Origin of the sequence: Arsenicicoccus dermatophilus (assembly GCF_022568795.1) — a bacterium.
GTDB classification, from domain to species: Bacteria; Actinomycetota; Actinomycetes; order Actinomycetales; family Dermatophilaceae; genus Arsenicicoccus; species Arsenicicoccus dermatophilus.
In genome coordinates, this window is record NZ_JAKZHU010000001.1 from 803,432 (window position 1) to 823,081 (window position 19,650).

A 19,650-nucleotide genomic window follows, 5' to 3' on the forward strand; every position below is an offset into this window, starting at 1 on the left:
CGCGCGATGTCTTTGGTCACACTCCGTGCCGAAACGTGTCACGGGTGTGCGGGTTGGGCGGAAATGTGGCATATGGCGGACAGTGCTCGGACCTGCGGGTAACCTCACCGTCGGGGAGAGGTGCGTCATCATCCGGAAATGGCTGAATTTGACGCAGCGGTGAGCCAAGATAACTCTTGGTAGTTGACGTTAACCCGACCGGAGGCAGTAGATGACAGTCGTCATGGTGTGCGACGACGCGCCGCTCACTCGTGAGGTCATGATGCGGCGCATCGGCTCGCTGCCCGGGGTGACCCGGGTGTGTGGTGCCTCCTCAGGAGAGGAGCTGCTCGCGAAGTACGCGACCGAGCAGCCCACCCTGACGCTCACGGACCTGCGCATGCCGGGCATGGGCGGCCTCGACGCCGTGAAGCGCCTCCTCGCGCTGCGCCCCAACGCGCAGGTCATGATGATGACCCTGGCCGAGGACATCGACGGGGTCGCCCGAGCCCTGAGCTACGGCGCCAAGGGCTACGTCATGAAGGACTCCACCCGGGAGGAGCTCGCCGTGGCCCTCGCGCCGTTCATCGGCGAGGCCATGCCACGGGCGCACCGCGGGGGACCGCTGGCCGGAGCCCCCGCCACCCTGACCGCCCGGGAGCTCGAGGTCCTGCGGGGCATGAGCCAGGGGCAGAGCAACGCCGAGATCGGCGCCGAGCTCTACCTCACCGAGGACACCATCAAAACGCACGCCCGTCGGTTGTTCCGCAAGCTGGACGCGTCGGACCGTGCCCACGCCGTCGCCATCGCCTACCGCTCGGGCCTGATCAGCTGAAACGCTCCGTCCGGTGCGAATCCCCGCCGCCGGAGGCGCAGACTGTGATCTGCGCCTCTTCGCCGGCTTCCGTGGTCGTGCCGGCCCGCTGCCACTACGCTTGAGCGGCGCGTACCCAGGCGCCGGGCAGTGTCGTGCCGGGCGCTGCTGAGGCAGTGAGGGGGGATGGCGTGCCCGAGGCTGTAACGCCCGACGAGGGAGCACCGATGTCACCCTCGGGTGTCGCCCTGCGCTCCGCCGAGCTCGTGTCGGCGGCGGCCGGAGGTGAGCCCGCCGCCCTGCAGGCGGTGCTGACCGACGTGCGACGCATCGCCTTCCGCTACTGCCGTGCCCGCCTCGGTGGCCTTCCCGGAGGGATCCAGGCCGCCGACGACGCCGCACAGGAGGTGTGTGTCGCCGTGCTGCGCTCGTTGCCCCGATACGAGGACCGTGGTCTGCCCTTCGAGGCCTTCGTCTACGGCATCGCCTCCCGCAAGGTGGCCGACACCATGCGTGGCACCCTCGGCGGCCCGGTCCTGACCGACGAGCTGCCCGACCGCCCCGACGAGGAAGCGGATCCGCTGGCGGGCGTCCTGGAGGCCGAGCGCTCCACCCAGGTCAACGCGCTGCTCGACCGGCTCACCCCCAGCCAGCGGGAGATCCTCACCCTGCGGGTCGCCGTCGGGATGAGCGCGGACGAGGTGGGTGCCGCCATGGGCCTGTCCGCCGGCGCCGTGCGGGTCGCCCAGCACCGCGCCCTGAACCGGCTGCGCGCCCTCGCGGGGGCGAGCTCCTCGCTCGACGGTGGTGACGTCTGATGTCCCCGCCGTCGACGGGTCCCCGCCCCGCCCTGTCCCTCGTCCCCGGCGACCCGGACCTGACCGCCATACAGGCCGACGACGAGCTGCTCGACACCCTGGGTGCCCGGGCGCTGGACGCCAGCCTGCTCGCCGACCCGGTCACCGGACTCCTCGGCGGGTGGGTGGACCAGCTCGACGAGAACCTGCCGCCGGACCTGCGGCCGGAGGAGATCTACGCCCCCTCGCGGCGCACCGTGCTGGTGTCGCGCGTCGGGGTCGCCGCCGGCGTGGCTGCCCTCGTGCTCGGCGGTGGAGCGGTCGCCGCCGCGGCCACCGGAGGCGGGCTGGGCGGGTTCATGTCCAAGGCCCACCGCGCCGTCGAGCAGGGGATCGCCGCGCCGCGCCCCGTCGACCCCGCCGTCCTCGCGACCGCAGACCTGCCCACCTCCTCGCTGGGCGACGGCCACGCGGTCCGGCGCGCCCTCGTGCTCGCCCAGCAGCGGCTCGTCGCGGGTGACCGGGACGGCGCCGCCGCGGTGGTCGCGCTGATCGAGGCCCAGGTGGGTCGGGATCCCAGCCTGCTCGACGACGGGGACCGTACGCTGCTGGCGACGGTCCGCCATGGCCTGGGCTCCGACGTCGAACCTGCTGTCCTCGCGCGGCCCGCCCCCAGCTCCGAGGGTGAGTCCGGCCGGGGCCCGGACCGCGCGTCGTCCCCCGGTCGCGGTGCGGGGGAGACGCTGGAGACCGACCGGTCCTCCGCCGTCGGGGTACCACCCCGGGGGTCCCAGGACACCGGGGCGCAGCCGTCGGACGGGGCAGCCACCCCTCCGACCGAGCCGGCGCCGGCGGGCCCCCGCACCAGGCCGGGCCACGGCGGGGGCCAGGGCAGGCCGACGACCAGCCCCACCGACCGTGGGCACGGTCGGCCCACGACCACCCCGCGCCCCACGGACCCGACCAGCGTCCCCACGACGCCTGCGCCCACCCCCGGCCCGACCACGGCGCGGCCGACCACCACCCCGGGTCGGCCCTCGCCGACCGGGCGCCCCACCGCCAGCCCCACCCGCACACCCACGGCCGCTCCGCCGACCCTGGGCGCGTCCTCCGCGTCGGTCGTCGGTCCGCCCTCGACGGGGGGCGTCCGCACGGTCACCGAGACGGGCTCGACGCGCGGCGCCGGGCCCGCGGCCCCCTGACCGGCATACCCCTGGCCCTCGCACCACCGGGGACGCCCGGCCCGCCGCCTGGGGGCCGGGCCCGCCCGCCCCCTGGCCCTCGCACCACCGGGGACGCCACCGCACCGGACCGCCAGCTCGCGCCGGCTCGGTAGACTGGCGCAATGAGCCTCGAGGACGCCCCCGCCGTGCCGGACCTGCTTGCCCCCCTCGGCCTGACCTACGACGACGTGCTGCTCCTGCCCGGGGAGACGGACGTGATCCCCAGCGAGGTCGACACCACGAGCCGCCTCACCCGGGAGATCGAGCTGCGCATCCCGCTGATCTCCGCGGCGATGGACACCGTGACCGAGTCCCGCATGGCCATCGCCATGGCACGTCAGGGTGGCATCGGCGTGCTGCACCGCAACCTGTCGATCCAGGACCAGGCCTACCAGGTCGACCTGGTCAAGCGCACCCAGACCGGCACGATCACCAACCCCGTGACCATCGGCCCGGACGCCTCCCTCGAGGACCTCGACTCCGTGTGCGGGCAGTACCGCGTGTCCGGCCTGCCGGTCGTCGACGAGGGCGGGCACCTGCTCGGCATCTGCACCAACCGCGACCTGCGCTTCACGCCCGTCGCCGAGTGGGCCACGACCCGGGTGCGCGACGTGATGACCCCGATGCCGCTGATCACCGCCCCCGAGGGCATCTCCCGCGAGGACGCGACGCTGCTGCTGCGCCAGCACAAGCGCGAGCGGCTGCCCCTCGTCGACGAACAGGGCCGGCTCAAGGGCCTGATCACCGTCAAGGACTTCGTCAAGGGCGAGCAGTTCCCGATGGCGAGCAAGGACGGCCAGGGCCGGCTCCTCGTCGCGGCGGCCATCGGCTACTTCGGGGACGCCTGGGAGCGGGCGACGGCCCTGGTCGAGGCCGGGGTCGACGTGCTCGTCCCCGACGTCGCCAACGGCCACGCCAAGCTCATGCTCGAGATGATCGCCCGGCTCAAGGCCGACCCGGCCACCCGGCACGTGCAGGTTGTCGGGGGCAACGTGGCCACCCGCGCGGGGGCCCAGGCCCTCGTCGACGCGGGTGCCGACGCCGTCAAGGTGGGCGTCGGGCCCGGATCGATCTGCACCACGCGCGTCGTCGCGGGCGTCGGCGTCCCCCAGATCACCGCGGTCAACGAGGCCGCCAAGGCCTGCCGCCCCGCCGGGGTCCCGGTCGTCGCCGACGGCGGCCTGCAGTACTCCGGCGACATCGCCAAGGCCCTGGTCGCCGGCGCCGACACCGTGATGATCGGGTCGCTGCTCGCCGGCTGCGAGGAGTCCCCGGGCGAGACGATCTTCGTCAACGGCAAGCAGTTCAAGCAGTACCGCGGGATGGGATCGCTGGGCGCGATGGCCTCGCGCGGCAAGAAGTCCTTCTCCAAGGACCGCTACTTCCAGGCGGACGTGACCAGCGACGACAAGATTGTCCCCGAGGGCATCGAGGGGCAGGTGCTCTACCGCGGGCCCGTCTCCTCCGTGGTCCACCAGCTCGTCGGTGGCCTGGGTCAGTCGATGTTCTACGTCGGTGCCCGCACCGTCCCCGAGCTCCAGCAGCGCGGGCAGTTCGTGCGCATCACGGCGGCGGGGCTCAAGGAGTCCCACCCCCACGACGTGCAGATGACTGCCGAGGCGCCCAACTACTTCGGCCGCTGAGCGGCACCCTCCCACACCAGGAAACCCAGTGACCGAGATCGAGATCGGACGCGGCAAGCGCGCCCGCCAGGCCTGCACCTTCGACGACATCGCGATCGTCCCCTCCCGGCGCACCCGCGACCCCGAGGAGGTGTCGGTGTCCTGGCAGATCGACGCCTACCACTTCGACCACCCCGTGGTCGCCGCCCCGATGGACTCCGTGATGTCGCCCGAGTCGGCCATCGCCTTCGGCCGCCTCGGCGGTCTCGGGGTGCTGGACCTGGAGGGTCTGTGGACCCGGTACGACGACCCGCGGCCCCAGCTCGCGGAGATCCTGCGGCTGGAGGGGACGGACGCGACCCGCCGGCTCCAGGAGATCTATGCCGAGCCGATCAAGCCCGAACTGATCCGCGACCGGCTCCAGCAGATCCGTGACGCGGGCGTCACCGTCGCCGGCGCCCTGTCGCCGCAGCGCACCCAGGAACACTGGCGCACCGTCGTCGACGCGGGCTGCGACCTCTTCGTCATCCGCGGCACCACCGTGTCCGCCGAGCACGTGTCCAGCCGCCAGGAGCCGCTCAACCTCAAGCGGTTCATCTACGAGCTCGACGTGCCCGTCATCGTGGGCGGGGCGGCGACCTACACCGCGGCCCTGCACCTGATGCGCACCGGCGCCGCCGGCGTGCTCGTGGGCTTCGGCGGCGGCGCGGCGAGCACCACCCGCAAGGCCCTGGGGATCCACGCCCCCATGGCGACCGCGGTGGCGGACGTGGCCGCGGCCCGCCGGGACTACCTCGACGAGTCCGGCGGTCGGTATGTCCACGTCATCGCCGACGGCTCGGTCGGGCGCAGCGGCGACATCGTCAAGGCCGTGGCGTGCGGCGCCGACGCGGTGATGATCGGGGCGGCCCTCGCCCGGGCGACCGACGCCCCCGGTGGCGGCTACCACTGGGGAGCGGAGGCCTGGCACGGCGAGCTGCCCCGCGGCGAGCGCGTCCGCGTCGGCGGGGACGCCCCGCTGGCGGAGGTGCTCTTCGGGCCCGCCCGGACCGCGGACGGCACCACCAACCTCATCGGAGCGTTGCGCCGGGCCATGGCGACCACCGGCTACAGCGACCTCAAGGAGCTGCAACGGGTCGAGGTCGTGGTCAGCCCCTACGCCGTGGGCTGAGCCGCCCGCACCGGACGCGCCCCGCCCAGGTCAGACCTGGGCGGGGCGCGGCGCCATACCCCCTCGTGCGCCCGCGCCGGGCATGGGCAGCCCGCGCGCTCGGTGAGCTGGGAGCGCGGCGGAGGCGCCCGGTGGCGTTCCCCGAGCGCGGTGCCCGACATCCCCGCCGTGGCCGCTAGGCTCGAGGGGCCGACCGTCCCCTGCGCCCCGGAGGTGCCCCGTGACCACCCAGACCGTCGACCAGCAGAAGCTCCGCGAGGCCCTGGACGGGGCTCGCCGGGTGCATCAGGAGGCCACGGAGTCGGGCTCCAAGCTCGACATCACCCGGGGCAAGCCGTGCGCGGCCCAGCTGGACCTGTCCGAGTCGATGCTCGACATCCTCAAGGCCGGTGACCACCGGACCGAGGCCGAGGGCGACCTGCGCAACTACAGCCCGACGACCGGGCTCGTGGAGCTCCGGGAGATCTTTGCGCCGCTGCTCGACGTGCCGGTCGACCAGCTCGTGGTGCGGGACAACTCGTCGCTGGCGCTGATGCACCAGTGCCTGGCGGCGTCGTTCTTCCACGCCCCGCCCGGCGGCGAGGGGACCTGGCTGGGGCAGACCGTGCGCTTCCTCGCGCCGGTGCCCGGCTACGACCGTCACTTCACGGTGGCGAGCGAGCTGGGGGTCGAGCTGGTGCCCGTCCCGATGACCGACGAGGGCCCCGACATGGACGTCGTGGAGCGGCTGGTGGCCGAGGACGCGACCATCAAGGGCATCTGGTGCGTGCCGAAGTACTCCAACCCCACGGGCGTCACCTACTCCTCGCAGACCGTCCGCCGGCTCGCCGAGATGTCCACGGCCGCACCGGACTTCCGGATCTACTGGGACAACGCCTATGCCATCCACCACCTGCGCGACACCGAGGCCCACCTGGACTCGATCCTCGACGCCTGCGCGGCGGCCGGGCACCCGGACCGGGCCTTCGTCTTCGCCTCGACCTCCAAGGTGACCTTCGCGGGAGCGGGCATCTCGTTCTTCGCGGCCAGCCCGGCCAACGTGCAGTGGTATGTCGAGCGCGACGGCTTCCGCTCGATCGGGCCCAACAAGCTCAGCCAGCTGCAGCACCTGCGCTTCTTCAGGACCACCGAGGGCGTCGTCGCCCACATGCAGCGGCACCGGGAGATCCTCGAGCCCAAGTTCGACGCGGTGCTGCGACAGCTCGAGGAGGACCTCGGCGGCCTGGGGATCGCCTCGTGGACGGACCCGGCCGGTGGCTACTTCGTGAGCCTGGACGTGCTGCCCGGCACGGCTGCCCGGGTGGTCGCGCTGGCCAAGGAGGCCGGCGTGGCGCTCACCCCGGCAGGGGCGACCTTCCCCTACGGCAAGGACCCCGAGGACCAGAACATCCGGATCGCGCCGTCCATGCCCACCACCGACGAGCTGGACCGCGCGATGCGGGTGCTCACGGCGTGCGTGGTGCTGGCCGCGGCCGAGAAGCTCGGCGTCGCGAGCTGAAGTAGATCACCAGCAGCGCAGCGGCATACGCGACGGGGGTCGCGGGGTAAGCCCCGTGGCCCCCGTAGGCGCAGGCCCCGGCGACCGCGAGCGCCAGCCACTCCCAGCGGGCGGTGAGCACGGCGAGCGCGACGAGGGGCAGGGCGTACCACGCGAGCACCGGCGTGGTGGTGAGCAGCAGCGTCCCGAACAGGTGCAGCGCGGGCAGCGCCGGCTCGTCCTCACGCCCCCCGCGTGCCAGCACCGCCCAGGCGGCGACCCCCAGGCAGATCAGCACGGCGACGACGTTGGCGACGGGCAGGGGGAGCACGAGGGTCAGCAGGGAGGCGCGGTTCTCCCCGCCCTCCTCGGCGAGGTAGCCGTCCAGGCTGCCCGTGATCGCGGGGCCCACGGCGAGGTAGTGCGGCAGATAGCCGAGCACCACCAGGCCGATCGCGGTGAGGCCGACCACGAGGCTGCGCCGGACGGCGCGCCATACGCCCCGCACCGGGTGCCCGTCGACGGTCGTGCGCCGCCAGGGGGTGAAGGCCGGGAGCATGGCGAAGGGGGTGAGCTTGACGCCGGCGGCCAGGCCCATCAGCGTCCCGACGAGCAGGGGATGGCGCCGCGAGGTCGCCGCCCCCACGGCGAGCACCACGAGGAGGGCGACGAGCACGTCCACGTGGCCGCCGTTGCCGGCCTCGAGGACCACGATCGGCGACCAGGCCCAGACCAGTGCCTCCAGCGGGTCCCGCCCGATCCGCCGCAGGTGGCGGGCGATCAGCACCGCGGTCGCCACGGCCAGCCCGGCCCCGGCCAGCTGGAAGCCCTTGGACCCCCACGACCACGGCGTCACGGCCGAGACGGCGGTGTAGTAGGCCTCGGCCACCGGGGGATAGGGCGTCAGGAAGCGGGGCCGGCTGATGGGCGAGCGAGGGTCGTTGCGCGCGGCGCGCAGCACCCCCTCCCGGTCGTCGGGCAGCGGTTCGGTGGTGATGCCCGAGGGTTCGTCCGGCCGCAGCCCGGGGAACAGGATCGGGTCGCGCAGGTGGGCGAGGCGGTCGTCGAAGGGGACGTAGCGATAGGGATCGACGCCGCTGGCCTGCACCCGCCCGTCCCAGACGTAGCGGTTGAGGTCGGTGGAGGCGACGGGGGCCGCGAGCATGCCGGGGAGCTGCACGACGGTGGCGGCGAGGGCGACGAGGGCGAGCGGGCGGGCGGGACGACCGGACGTATGCCGAGAACCCCGCCAGAACCACCGCGCGACGAGCACGAAGACCAGCCAGGCGGTCAGCGAGACGAGGGTGTAGAGCCACCGTCGCGAGTCGGTGTTGCCCAGGGCGAGCAGGGCGGCGTAGGTCACCGTCATCACGGCCGTGGCCTGCAGCACTCGCGTCATGGGCCGACCCTACCGGCGTGGGCCGGGCAGGCCGGGCACCGCTTACCGGGCGCGCGGGTAGGGTCGGCCCCATGACGACGGACACGACGACGCGCGACACCGGCAACCCGGTCGTGGGCGGCGCGCCCCGGCACGCGGTCACCCAGCACGCCATCGACCGGCTGACCCGCGGGGTCGTCACCGACGGGACGCTGCCCGCCCACCCCGTCTCGACGCCGCTGACCGGCGAGGTCCTCGGCTGGGTCCCGCAGTCGTCGCCCGCCGACGTGCACGCCGCCGTCCGCGCGGCCCACCTGGCGCAGGGTCGGTGGGCGCGCACCCGCCTGGGGGAGCGGGCCCGGATCTTCCTGCGCTTCCACGACCTGGTGCTCGACCACCAGGGCGAGCTGCTGGACCTGGTGCAGCTGGAGTCGGGCAAGACGCGCTTCCACGCCTTCGAGGAGCTGGCGGACGTGGCGATGGTGGCGCGGCACTACGCGCGCCGGGCGGCCGGCTATCTCGCGGGGACGTCCGCGCAGGGCGGGCTGCCGGTCCTGACCACGGCCCGGGCCGCCCGTCGGCCCAAGGGCGTCGTGGGCATCGTCGCCCCCTGGAACTACCCGCTGTCGATGTCGATCACCGACGCCGTACCGGCCCTGCTCGCCGGCAACGCCGTGGTGCTGCGCCCCGACAATCGCGCGGCGCTGACCTGCCTGCGCGTGGTGCAGCTGCTGGAGGAGGCCGGGCTGCCCGAGGGCGTGCTGCTGGTGGTGCTCGGCGACGGGCCGACGACGGGGCAGACCGTGGTGGAGTCCACGGACTACGTCTGCTTCACCGGCTCCACGCAGACCGGCCGGACCGTGGCGCGCACCTGCGCCGAGCGGCTCGTCGGCTGCTCGCTGGAGCTCGGCGGCAAGAACCCGATGTATGTCGCGGCCGACGCCGACGTGGAGCGGGCCGCTCGGGGCGCGGTGCAGGCGGCCTTCGCGAGCGCCGGGCAGCTGTGCATCTCGGTGGAGCGGATCATCGTGCACCAGGCCGTGGCCGACGAGTTCCTGCGCCGGTTCGTGGCGCTCACCCGGCAGGTGCGCCTGTCCGTCGACCTCGCGTATGGCGGGGACATGGGCTCGCTGGCGGGGGAGCAGCAGCTGCGCACCGTGGTGAAGCACGTCGACGACGCCCGGGCCAAGGGCGCGACGGTCCTCACCGGCGGGCGGGCCCGCCCGGAGATCGGGCCCTATGTCTACGAGCCGACGATCCTGACCGGCGTCACCGACGAGATGCTGTGCGGCCGGGGCGAGACCTTCGGACCGGTCGTGTCGGTCTACGTCGCCCGGGACGAGCGGGAGGCGATCGCGATGTGCAACGACACCGACCTGGGGCTCAACGCCTCGGTGTGGACGCGCGACGTGCGCCGGGGCAAGGCCCTCGCCCGCCGCATCGACGCGGGCACCGTCGGCGTCAACGACGGCTATGCCGCGGCCTGGTCGGCGACGGGGGCCCCGATGGGCGGGATGAAGCAGTCCGGGCTCGGGCGCCGCCACGGGGCCGAGGGCATCCGCAGGTTCACCGAGGAGCAGAACGTCGCCGTCCAGCGGCTCCTGCCGATCCAGGGGCCGGCCGACGTGGACCAGGCGCGGTGGACCGGCGCGCTGACGACCGGGCTGCGGGCGCTGCGGGGGATCGGTTGGCGCTGACCCGCGTCCGCGTCTGACAGCGCGGCCACTGCCGCCCCTCGAGCAGCTGTGGCACCCCACCGCCTGGTGGGGCTGCCCGCGGGCGCCACCCGCAGCTCGCCGTGCGTGCCCAGGCTGTCGCCCTCATCCCTTCTCCGACCGGCCGGCCGCACCGGGACGCCTCGCCGGCGTCCACGCCGTGGGACGGATCGTCACTCTGCTGCGGCAGGCCGTCACTATGTGTCATCTCGTATGACGGCGAGCGAGCCTTCCGGGGTATGCCCGCTCCTGCGACTAGTTTGGGCCCACGTCCAAGGCGGACACCGGCCACCCGACCGTCGGAGGCAAGTCGTGAAGCTCGTCGTGCTGCGAGACCCCGTCTACGTGCGTCGCAGGCGCGTCGCCCTCGGCCTCGCGCTCCTGCTGCTGCTCGGGCTCGGACTCGGGGTGGTCCAGGCGGTGGGAGCGATCCGCTCGCTGACCTCCGGCAGGCAGGCGTCCGGCCCGGCCCCCGCCGCAGCCGCCGGTGTCACGGCGCAGGCCGCGGCCTACGACGTCAGCCGCACCCGCCTGGTCGCGCGGGACACGGTCACCGGGGGCATCACCCCCAAGTCCCTGGCGGCGGGCCCCGGCGGACTGGTGCTGGCGCAGAACATGATGTACCGGCACACCATCACGGCATACGGCCCGGACGGAGCGCTGCGGGCGACGATCCCGGACACGATCGACCTCGCGAGGTTCGGCGTCACGGGCAGCCAGGGTCCGGTCAAGGGGGCGCCGGTCGAGGCGGCATGGACGGCGGACGGTGCCAAGGCCTATGTCTCGAACTACTCGATGTACGGCCCCGGCTTCGAGCACAACGGCTACGACGACTGCACCACGGCGACCACCGTCGACCGCTCGTACCTCTACCGCCTCGACGCGGCGACCCTCAAGGTCGACCAGGTCATCCAGGTCGGCGCCGTCCCCAAGGTCGTGGCGATCACCCCCGACCAGCGCACCGTGCTGACGACGAACTGGTGCTCCGGCACCCTGTCCGTCGTCGACCTGGCCCAGGCCAAGGAGGTCGCGGCCGTCAAGATCGGCGAGCACCCGCGCGGGATCGCGGTCAGCCCCGACAGCCGCACGGCCTACGTCGCCGAGATGGGCGGGGAGACGGTGTATGCCGTGGACCTGGCCACCCGCACCGCCAAGCCGCTGGTCAGCCCCGGCAAGGGACCGCGCGCCCTCGTCATGTCCGCGGACGGGCGCCACCTGTACGTCACCGACAACGACAGCGACACCCTGGTCCGCATCGACGTCGCCACGGGCGTGGTGGACCGGCGGGTGGACCTGCCCGACCAGCCGCGGTCGATGGTGATGAGCAAGGACGGGCGGGCGCTCTACGTCACGAGCTACGGCGCCGACACGCTCACCAAGGTGCGCACCTCCGACCTGACCGTCGTGCAGTCGGTCGCCACCCGCCAGAGACCGATCGGCGTGACCTACGAGCCCACCCGCAACGCCGTGTGGGTCGCGAACTACAGCGGCTCGATCCAGATCCTCGACGAGCGGGTCACCGGCTCGCCCGCGCCCGAGCCGTCCGGCCCACGGCCGACCGGGTCGGGGACCGCGACGAGCGGGTCCCGGCGCTCGTCCGACCCCACCGCGGAGGGGACCTCCCCGGCCACGAGGACCGCGCCGAGCACCGGCACGACCACGCCAACGGACGCCGGGACGCCCGGCGGCTCGGCCACCACCAGCAGCAGCGGCTGAGCCGGGACGGTCCGGGCCCGCCCCGCGGACTAGGGTGGAGGGGTGATCCGCACCGCCCTCCAGCCGCGCCTGCTCGCCCTGCTCGCGGCCGTGGTGCTGGTCGTCGTCGGTTTCGTCCAGCTCGGGATGTGGCAGCTGAACGTCTCGCGCGACACCGCGGCCAAGGACGCCCTCGCGCACCAGCAGGCCCAGCCCGCCGCCCCGCTGCACCAGGTCATCAAGCCCCACGCGGCCTTCCGCGGCGAGATGTCCAACCGCAAGGTCCTGGTCACCGGGCGGTACGACGCCTCCGGGCAGTTCCTCGTCCCCGACCGGCTCCTGGAGGGGCGGCGCGGCTACTGGGTCGTGACGCCGCTCGACGAGGCCGGCACCCGGGCCCGCGTCGTGGTGGTCCGCGGGTTCGTCACGAGCCCGGCCGACGCGCCCGCGCCCCCGACCACCCAGGTCACCGTGAGCGGCACCCTCGCGCCGGGGGAGTCACCCGGGACCACGGGCGCCCTGCCCGCCGGGCAGCGCGGCAGCATCGACCTGGCCGAGCTCGTCAACCACTGGCCCCAGGAGCTCTACAACGGGTTCGTCGTGGCCCAGGGCGAGCAGCCCGACACCGCGCCGGCGGCGCTGCGGCGGATCCCTCCGCCCCGGCCGGAGTCCTCCTTCAACCTGCGCAACGCGGCCTACGCCGTGCAGTGGTGGATCTTCGCGGCGTTCGCGGTCTACCTGTGGTGGCGGACCGTGCGCGACACCCACCGCGAGGCCCGGCGGCGTCCCTCCGGCATACCCGATCCTGATCCCGCCCAGCCGACCCACCTGTCAGGAGACGCGTCATGACGACCCACCCCGCCGGGGGCTACGACAACCCGGACACCGTCCGCAAGGCCCTGAAGCCCTTCGAGATCATGGCCTTCGTGGTCGGCGTGGGGCTCCTGCTGCTCGTCCTGGAGATGGTGCTGAAGTACGGCCCCTGGAAGAACGACGCCCTCGCCTGGTGGGCGATGCCGCACGGCTTCCTCTACATGATCTACCTGGCCTGCACGGCCAACCTGGGCTTCGCCGCCAGGTGGCCGCTGGGCAAGATGGTCGGCGTCATGCTGGCGGGCGTCGTGCCCTTCCTGTCCTTCGTCGTCGAGCGGCGGGTGGCCCGCGAGGTGAAGGGTAGGCTGGCCGCGTGAGCCAGCCCCCCACCAGCGAGTCCCTGCAGGCCAGACCGGTCCTCGTCGTCGACTTCGGCGCGCAGTACGCCCAGCTCATCGCCCGCCGCGTCCGCGAGGCCAAGGTCTACTCCGAGGTCGTGCCGCACAGCTGGCCGACCGAGCAGATCCTGGCCAAGGACCCGGCCGCGATCATCCTGTCCGGCGGTCCCTCCTCGGTCTACGAGGACGGCGCCCCCCGCCTGGACCCGGCGCTCCTCGAGGCCGGGGTGCCGGTCTTCGGCATGTGCTACGGCTTCCAGTCCATCGCCCAGGCGCTCGGCGGCACCGTCGCCCACACCGGTCTGGGCGAGTATGGCGCGACCCAGGCGCAGGTGCTGGATGCGAGCTCGACGCTCTTCAACGGCCAGCCCGCCGACCAGTCGGTGTGGATGAGCCACGGCGACTCGGTCACCGAGGCGCCCGCGGGGATGCGGGTGACCGCCTCCACCTCGGGGACGCCGGTCGCGGCCTTCGAGGACGACGAGCGCCGGATCTACGGCGTGCAGTGGCACCCCGAGGTGATGCACTCGACCTTCGGGCAGCGGGTGCTGGAGAACTTCCTGACCAAGGGCGCCGGTCTCGCCGCCGACTGGACGCCCGGCAACGTCGCTGAGGAGCTCGTCGAGCGGGTCCGGCAGCAGGTGGGCGAGGACCGCGTCCTGTGCGCCCTGTCCGGCGGGGTCGACTCCGCCGTGGCCGCCGCCATCGTGCAGCGCGCCGTCGGTGACCAGCTCACCTGCGTCCACGTCGACCACGGGCTGCTGCGCGCCGGCGAGCGCGAGCAGGTCGAGGAGGACTTCGTGGCGGCGACGGGCGTCGACCTGATCGTCCAGGACGCCACCGACCAGTTCCTCGACGCGCTGGCCGGGGTCACCGACCCGGAGGCCAAGCGCAAGATCATCGGCCGGGAGTTCATCCGCAGCTTCGAGCAGGCGGCCCGGGACGTGGTGCAGGACCGCGGCGACGAGGAGCACCCCGTCAAGTGGCTCGTCCAGGGCACCCTGTATCCCGACGTCGTCGAGTCCGGCGGCGGCGAGGGCGCGGCCAACATCAAGTCCCACCACAACGTCGGCGGGCTCCCCGACGACCTGCAGTTCTCGCTCGTCGAGCCGTTGCGCACCCTCTTCAAGGACGAGGTGCGTCAGGTCGGGCTCGAGCTGGGGGTCCCCGAGGCCATCGTCTGGCGTCAGCCCTTCCCGGGCCCCGGGCTCGGCATCCGGATCATCGGCGAGGTCACCGCGGAGCGCCTGGACATCCTGCGCCGTGCGGACGCCATCGCCCGCGAGGAGCTGACCAGGGCCGGCCTGGACCGCGAGATCTGGCAGTGCCCGGTGGTGCTGCTCGCCGACGTCCGTTCGGTCGGGGTGCAGGGCGACGGGCGCACCTACGGGCACCCGATCGTGCTGCGGCCGGTGTCCAGCGAGGACGCGATGACCGCCGACTGGTCGCGGGTGCCCTACGAGACCCTGGCGCTGATCAGCAACCGGATCACCAACGAGGTCCGCGAGGTCAACCGGGTGGTGCTGGACGTGACCAGCAAGCCGCCGGGCACCATCGAGTGGGAGTGACGACGGGAGTCCTCCGCACGCGAGCGCTGCAGCCGTGAGCACCGTGCACGAGAGCCCTGGACCGATCCGGTCCAGGGCTCTCGTGCACGGTGCGACGGTCGGTGTCGTCGGGCGGGGCTACTTCTGGTCGAGGGCGGTGGCGGCCAGGGAGGCCAGATGCTCGATCGACTCCACGCTGTGCTCCTGGGAGCGCCCATGGCAGGACACCGCGGCCATGAGCACGTCGTGGCCGCCCGCGGTGCGCACCCGACCGGCGGACGTGACGACCCAGCCCTCGTCGATGGGCAGCCAGCCGTTCTTGAGGGCGGCCTCGCGCTTGGGGTTGGCGGCGGAGATGCCCCAGGCCTGGTACTCCTCGACGTCGCTCATCAGGCCCAGGGCGTAGTCGCGGCTCTCGCGGGTGAGCGGTCCGTCCTTGACGAGGTTGCGCAGCAGCCTGATCTGGTCCGGGGCCGTCGTGGTGGTCATGCCCCACGTCCAGCGGGCGCCCGGCTCGGTCTCGGTGAGGCCGAAGGTCTTGTTGGCCCGGCGGACCCCGGCGTCGGCACCGACGATGCCCCACAGCTTGGTGGTGGCCTCGTTGTCCGAGCTGACGATCATGCGGCGTGCCAGGGCCCGCTCGCTGCTGCTGGGCCCACCGTCGTCCTGGCGCCGCAGCAGCAGGGTGAGCAGGACGTCGAGCTTGACGAGGGAAGCCGTCTGGCACCGCTGCTCGGGGTGGTGCTCCACGGTCTGTCCGGTGGTGAGGTCGCTCGCCACGAAGCCGTAGACCCCCTTGCGTTCCTCCAGGTAGTCGAAGGCCACCTGGTCGAAGGTCGCCCGCGTCACCGCCGGCCGGGAAGAGGTCGGTGCGGCCGGGGTCGTGGTGGTCGCACCCGGTGCGGGGGTGGGGGGCGTGGCCGGGGTCGGCGGGGAGCTCGGCACGACCGGTGGCGTCGTGGTCGGTGGGGCGACCGGCTTGCCACCGGGCCCGACGACCTTGCCGTCGGGCAGGCGGGTGTGGGTGACCGACGGGGCGGTCACCGTCTCCGCGGGCAGGGCGCCGCGGGAGCTCACGTCGCCGCAGGCGGCCGATCCGAGCAGGAGTGGTGCCACCAGCACCGGGGCGAGACGGCGCAGCAACGGCAGGGTGGGCATGTCACCCATCGTCACACCAGTGGGGCGGCGAACCGATGCCGGGTCCGGCGTGTCGCGGCGATGCGAGGACCAAGAAACCACGAAAGGGCCTGGTCAGCACGCTTTGTGTCGGCTTCCCTACCTCACGTCAGGCATCTCGTAAGCAATCAGCACTGACAGTAACTATCAGTGGGCGTGCGGGCGCGAGGCGACGGCGGGGGCCTCGAGGTCGGCCCCGCGGGCGGCCGCCGGGACATAGGCGCACGTCGGGTCCGAGGCCAGCGGATCGCCCGTGACGGCATAGGCATGGGAGCGCGAGCCGCCGCAGACCTCGCGGAACTCGCACACCCCGCACTTGCCGACGAACTGCTCCGGCGTCCGCAGGGCCCGCATCACCGGCGACTCGCGATAGACCTCGGGCAGCGGGGTGTCCCGCACGTTGCCGGCCCGGTGGGGCAGGAAGCCCGAGGGATAGACCCAGCCCTGGTGGTCGATGAAGACGAACCCGCGCCCGGAGTTGACGTCGATCGGCGCGCGGGCCTGGCGCTGCGGCACCGCGCGGTCGCCGAGCAGCTCGGCGGTGCGGGCCGTCAGCGCGGCGTACAGGTCACCACGCTCGCCGACGTCGTGCCCGGACCGCAGCCGCTGCAGGACCACGCGACGGTAGTGCGGGGCCTCGGTGGTCTTGACGGCGATGTGGCGGGAGACGTCGGCGAGCCAGTGCAGCACGTCCTCGACCTCGTCCGGGGTGAGGGTCTGCAGCTGCTGCCCGCGGCCCGTCGGCACGAGGAAGAACACGCTCCACAGCTTGGCGCCCAGGCCGAGCACGGTGGTGAGCAGGTCCGGCAGCTCCAGCACGGTCGCGCGGGTGACCGTGGAGTTGATCTGCAGCCGGAAGCCCGCGTCGGCGACCATCCGGGCGGCCTCCAGCGTCCGCTCGAAGGTCCCCTCGAAGCCGCGGAAGGCGTCGTGGGTGGCGGCCTGGGCCCCGTCGAGCGAGAGGGAGACGGCCTTGGCCCCCGCATCCCGCAGCTCGGCCAGCCGGGCCGGCGTCAGGCTGGGAGTCGCCGACGGCGAGAGCGCCATGGACAGCCCCAGGGAGCTGCCGTAGGCCGTGAGGTCGGCCAGGTCCGGTCGCTCGAAGGGGTCGCCGCCGGTGAGCACCACCAGGGGGAAGGGCTTGGGGAACGACGCGATCTGGTCCAGCAGCGCCTTGCCCTCGTCGAGGGTGAGCTCCAGCGGGTCCCGCCGCGTGATGGCGTCGGCGCGGCAGTGCCGACACGCCAGCTGGCAGGCGCGGGTGACCTCCCAGATGGTGATGAACGGCTTGTCCCCGACGTCGTGCCGCTGGTGCCGGACCGCGCGGGCCTCGTCGGAGAGATGGTGCTGACTCATGCCGGAACTCCTGCGAGGAGGTGCCGGGCGGCCTGCTCGGCGGAGGTGAGGCAGCCGGAGATCCCGCTGCCGTCGATGGACGCGCCTGCCAGGACGACGCGCGGCAGGTCCCGCGCGAGGGCGGCGCGGGCGGCTGCGAGCCGCTCGCCGTGCCCCACCTCGAGCTGCGGGGCGGTGCTGGGCCACCGGTGGACGAGCGTGGTCACCGGGGTGGTGCGCAGCCCGGTGAGGGCCGCCAGGTCGGCGAGCATCATCGCGAGCAGCTCGTCGTCGGTGTGGTCGTCGACGAGGCTCGACCCGGCCCGGCCCGCGGACAGGCGCAGCAGCACGGTGTCGTGCTCCGGGGTGGGGGCGTGCTGGGGCCACTTCGAGGACAGGAAGGTCGCCGCTTTGAGCCGCAGCCCCAGGGTGCTGGGGATCATCACGCCGGTGCCGGTGCGGACGGCGTCGCAGGCCTGCGCGTCGGCCCGCGGCACGGCGACCAGCGCGGTCGCGAGGGTGGCCGAACGCACCTGGGCCAGCGGGGTCGCGGCGTCCGGGCAGGCCGGCATCAGCAGCCGGGCGGCGACCGCGGCGTTGACGGCGAGCACGACCGCGTCGGCCCGGTGGGCCTCGCCGCTCGCCAGCGTCACGGCACAGGCCCCGTCCTGCTCCCGTATGACGGACCGCACGGTCTCCCCGCAGCGCACCTGGGCGTCCGTCCCGGCGAGGAGGGCGTCGACGAGGGTGCCGAGCCCGTCCGGCCAGGTGGCGAACATCGACGGGGCCACGCTGGGGCCGGCCTTGCGGGTGCGCACCGACAGGGTGAGCGAGCGGCCGGACTCGGCGACCCGGGCGAGCATGGGCGAGGCGGATCGCAGGGAGAGCCGGTCGATGTCCCCGGAGTGCAGCCCGCCGAGCATGGGGTCGACGAAGGCCTCGGCGATCTCGCGCCCGAAGCGCTCGCGCACGAAGTGCCCCACCGAGACGTCGCCGTCGACGCGGTGGCGGCGGGCGACGAGGGGCTCCAGGGCGGCGCGGGCCAGGCCCGGGACCGAGACGATCCCGCTGCGCACCACCGGCATCAGCTGGGTCGGCCCGGTCGGGCCGACCCCCTGCGGGAGTCGTCGCAGGCCCCGGCGGGTGGCCAGCCAGGTGGCGCCGGGGTTGGACCGGAGCAGCGAGTCCTCGAGCCCGAGCTCGCGCACCAGGGCGACGACGGCGGGCGAGGCGAGGTGGACGGCCTCGGCGCCCAGCTCCACGCGGCGCCCCTCGAGGTCGATCGTGCGCACCTGGCCGCCGGGCCGGTCGCCGGCCTCGAGGACGGTGACCGTGGAGCCGGCCTGCGCGAGGCGCCGGGCGGCGAGCAGACCGGTGACCCCACCTCCGACGACGATGGACGTGGCAGGGGCATCAGGCATGACCCCAGCCTACCGAGAGCGACCGTGGCCCCGGGGCCCGCGACCGCCCGTCGACGGTCGCTGCTCCGTCCGGGCTGTCCTGTGTGTCCGTTCGGTCCTGGTACGTCCCCGGTGCTGCACACTGAGTGCATGGCCATGACGGACAGTCCCGCCCTCCCCACCCAGGCGCCCGTCGTCGAGCTGCACGGGCACGCCCGCCACTGGGCGGTGGCGGCCACGGGCCTCGGCCTCCTGATGACGGTCCTGACGATCGTGTGGAACATCCTGACCCCCTGGGGCCAGGAGCTGGACCAGCGCGCCTACTCCGCCATCGCCACCACCGACGGCTTCCGCTGGCAGCACCTGGACACCGTCCTCGCGGTCGTGGACACCAACGTCCTGGGGGTGGCCTTCGGGCTCTGCTTCGTGGTCGCCCTCGTGCGACGCCGGCTCGACCTCGGGGTCGCCGCCTTCGTCGTGGTGCTGGGCGCCAACGTCAGCCAGTACCTCCTGCGCACCCACCTGGTGCACCGCCCCGACCACGGCGTCTGGCAGCTCGGCGCCGACAACTCCGCCCCGAGCGGGCACGCGACGGCCGCGGCCTCGCTGGCCGTGGCCATCGTCCTGGTCACCCCCATGACCGTCCGCTTCGTGGTGACCTTCGTCGCCAGCCTGTGGGCGACCTGGGTCTCCCTCGGCGTCATCGTGTCGCGCATGGGCAACCGCCCCGGCGACGTCATCGCCGCCCTGGCCGTGGTGACCGCCTGGGCGGGCGTCGGCCTGGCCGTCGCGGCGGTCCTCGCCGGGCGGCCCCGCCAGCGGCGTGCCCTCGTGGCCTTCCGGCGGCAGGTGCGCGGCTTCGTCCGGCAGCACACCCGCGAGCACGTGGTCGCCGGTGCGCCATACGGCCTGGGCCTGCTGCTGCTCGCCGGTCTGTCCGCGGTCGTGGTGATGGGCGTGCTGCTCGTGAGCTGGGGCGTCGGAGTCGAGGCCACCCCGGTCGGGCTGCCCCTCGGCCTGGGCACCCTCGCGCTGGTCGGCTCCCTCGCCGGCCTCCTCGTGGGGGCCACCTCCCGGGCCGTGGAGAAGTACCTGCGCTGACCCCCTCCC

General features: G+C 73.7%; 16 protein-coding genes. 12 read left to right on the plus strand and 4 right to left on the minus strand.

Going from position 1 to position 19,650, the window contains the following annotated elements:
• Positions 1-211 precede the first annotated feature (211 nt).
• The 6 genes from MM438_RS03860 to MM438_RS03885 all read left to right on the plus strand — a co-directional run bounded on the left by MM438_RS03860 (position 212) and on the right by MM438_RS03885 (position 7,104).
• Positions 212-814 (plus strand): response regulator transcription factor, encoded by a 603-nt coding sequence (locus tag MM438_RS03860; protein ID WP_241451203.1) that lies wholly within the window; start codon positions 212-214, stop codon positions 812-814.
• Positions 815-1,020: 206 nt separating this feature from the next.
• Entirely contained in the window at positions 1,021-1,611 is a 591-nt protein-coding gene (shbA, locus tag MM438_RS03865) for an RNA polymerase sigma factor ShbA (protein WP_241451204.1), read from the plus strand.
• Complete coding sequence (locus tag MM438_RS03870) at positions 1,611-2,792, plus strand: hypothetical protein (RefSeq protein WP_241451205.1); 1,182 nt, start codon at positions 1,611-1,613, stop codon at positions 2,790-2,792. Before shbA ends, MM438_RS03870 begins: the two co-directional genes overlap by 1 nt.
• A 143-nt stretch (positions 2,793-2,935) precedes the next feature.
• Positions 2,936-4,456, plus strand: coding sequence for an IMP dehydrogenase (guaB, locus tag MM438_RS03875; RefSeq protein WP_241451206.1), 1,521 nt, complete (start codon positions 2,936-2,938; stop codon positions 4,454-4,456).
• A 28-nt stretch (positions 4,457-4,484) separates the two neighbouring features.
• A complete protein-coding gene (locus tag MM438_RS03880; protein WP_241451207.1) occupies positions 4,485-5,606 on the plus strand; it encodes a GuaB3 family IMP dehydrogenase-related protein in 1,122 nt (373 codons plus the stop codon).
• 220 nt (positions 5,607-5,826) lie between these two features.
• Positions 5,827-7,104, plus strand: coding sequence for an aspartate aminotransferase type Ic (locus MM438_RS03885; protein ID WP_241451209.1), 1,278 nt, complete (start codon positions 5,827-5,829; stop codon positions 7,102-7,104).
• Here MM438_RS03885 and MM438_RS03890 read toward each other — a convergent pair.
• Complete coding sequence (locus MM438_RS03890) at positions 7,052-8,482, minus strand: glycosyltransferase 87 family protein (protein ID WP_241451210.1); 1,431 nt, start codon at positions 8,480-8,482, stop codon at positions 7,052-7,054. The two genes, MM438_RS03885 and MM438_RS03890, sit on opposite strands and share 53 nt — an antisense overlap.
• Before the next feature lie 71 nt (positions 8,483-8,553).
• Between MM438_RS03890 and MM438_RS03895 the strand changes: the two genes are divergently transcribed.
• The 5 genes from MM438_RS03895 to guaA all read left to right on the plus strand — a co-directional run bounded on the left by MM438_RS03895 (position 8,554) and on the right by guaA (position 14,650).
• The gene (locus tag MM438_RS03895; protein ID WP_241451212.1) at positions 8,554-10,158 is read left to right on the plus strand and encodes a succinic semialdehyde dehydrogenase; all 1,605 of its coding nucleotides are present in this window, start codon (positions 8,554-8,556) and stop codon (positions 10,156-10,158) included.
• A 330-nt stretch (positions 10,159-10,488) separates the two neighbouring features.
• The gene (locus tag MM438_RS03900) at positions 10,489-11,892 is read left to right on the plus strand and encodes a beta-propeller fold lactonase family protein (RefSeq protein ID WP_241451213.1); all 1,404 of its coding nucleotides are present in this window, start codon (positions 10,489-10,491) and stop codon (positions 11,890-11,892) included.
• 42 nt (positions 11,893-11,934) lie between these two features.
• Positions 11,935-12,720: an SURF1 family protein gene (locus MM438_RS03905; RefSeq protein WP_241451214.1), complete on the plus strand. Its 786-nt coding sequence runs from the start codon at positions 11,935-11,937 to the stop codon at positions 12,718-12,720.
• Positions 12,717-13,061, plus strand: a complete 345-nt coding sequence (locus tag MM438_RS03910; RefSeq protein WP_241451215.1) for a DUF3817 domain-containing protein — start codon at positions 12,717-12,719, stop codon at positions 13,059-13,061. Before MM438_RS03905 ends, MM438_RS03910 begins: the two co-directional genes overlap by 4 nt.
• The gene (gene guaA / locus MM438_RS03915) at positions 13,058-14,650 is read left to right on the plus strand and encodes a glutamine-hydrolyzing GMP synthase (RefSeq protein WP_241451217.1); all 1,593 of its coding nucleotides are present in this window, start codon (positions 13,058-13,060) and stop codon (positions 14,648-14,650) included. Before MM438_RS03910 ends, guaA begins: the two co-directional genes overlap by 4 nt.
• Positions 14,651-14,767: 117 nt before the next feature.
• Here guaA and MM438_RS03920 read toward each other — a convergent pair whose 3' ends face one another.
• The 3 genes from MM438_RS03920 to hemG form a co-directional block, all read right to left on the minus strand.
• Positions 14,768-15,787 (minus strand): serine hydrolase, encoded by a 1,020-nt coding sequence (locus MM438_RS03920; RefSeq protein WP_241451219.1) that lies wholly within the window; start codon positions 15,785-15,787, stop codon positions 14,768-14,770.
• A gap of 165 nt (positions 15,788-15,952) precedes the next feature.
• Positions 15,953-17,161, minus strand: coding sequence for a TIGR04053 family radical SAM/SPASM domain-containing protein (locus MM438_RS03925; protein WP_241451220.1), 1,209 nt, complete (start codon positions 17,159-17,161; stop codon positions 15,953-15,955).
• Positions 17,158-18,561 carry a protoporphyrinogen oxidase gene (hemG, locus tag MM438_RS03930; RefSeq protein WP_241451221.1) on the minus strand — a complete coding sequence of 468 codons (1,404 nt, stop codon included), beginning with the start codon at positions 18,559-18,561 and terminating at the stop codon, positions 17,158-17,160. Before hemG ends, MM438_RS03925 begins: the two co-directional genes overlap by 4 nt.
• 129 nt (positions 18,562-18,690) lie before the next feature.
• Between hemG and MM438_RS03935 the strand changes: the two genes are divergently transcribed.
• Positions 18,691-19,641 (plus strand): hypothetical protein, encoded by a 951-nt coding sequence (locus MM438_RS03935; protein ID WP_241451222.1) that lies wholly within the window; start codon positions 18,691-18,693, stop codon positions 19,639-19,641.
• The last annotated feature ends 9 nt before the right edge of the window (positions 19,642-19,650 follow it).

What these genes read in the sequence shown, in the direction of transcription:
- hemG (WP_241451221.1), bottom strand. Translation starts at nt 18,561, where the DNA reads ATGCCTGATGCCCCTGCCACGTCCATCGTCGTCGGAGGTGGGGTCACC.
- MM438_RS03890 (WP_241451210.1), bottom strand. Translation starts at nt 8,482, where the DNA reads ATGACGCGAGTGCTGCAGGCCACGGCCGTGATGACGGTGACCTACGCC.
- MM438_RS03925 (WP_241451220.1), bottom strand. Translation starts at nt 17,161, where the DNA reads ATGAGTCAGCACCATCTCTCCGACGAGGCCCGCGCGGTCCGGCACCAG.
- MM438_RS03910 (WP_241451215.1), top strand. Translation starts at nt 12,717, where the DNA reads ATGACGACCCACCCCGCCGGGGGCTACGACAACCCGGACACCGTCCGC.
- MM438_RS03870 (WP_241451205.1), top strand. Translation starts at nt 1,611, where the DNA reads ATGTCCCCGCCGTCGACGGGTCCCCGCCCCGCCCTGTCCCTCGTCCCC.
- MM438_RS03935 (WP_241451222.1), top strand. Translation starts at nt 18,691, where the DNA reads ATGGCCATGACGGACAGTCCCGCCCTCCCCACCCAGGCGCCCGTCGTC.
- guaB (WP_241451206.1), top strand. Translation starts at nt 2,936, where the DNA reads ATGAGCCTCGAGGACGCCCCCGCCGTGCCGGACCTGCTTGCCCCCCTC.
- shbA (WP_241451204.1), top strand. Translation starts at nt 1,021, where the DNA reads ATGTCACCCTCGGGTGTCGCCCTGCGCTCCGCCGAGCTCGTGTCGGCG.
- MM438_RS03920 (WP_241451219.1), bottom strand. Translation starts at nt 15,787, where the DNA reads ATGCCCACCCTGCCGTTGCTGCGCCGTCTCGCCCCGGTGCTGGTGGCA.
- MM438_RS03895 (WP_241451212.1), top strand. Translation starts at nt 8,554, where the DNA reads ATGACGACGGACACGACGACGCGCGACACCGGCAACCCGGTCGTGGGC.
- MM438_RS03860 (WP_241451203.1), top strand. Translation starts at nt 212, where the DNA reads ATGACAGTCGTCATGGTGTGCGACGACGCGCCGCTCACTCGTGAGGTC.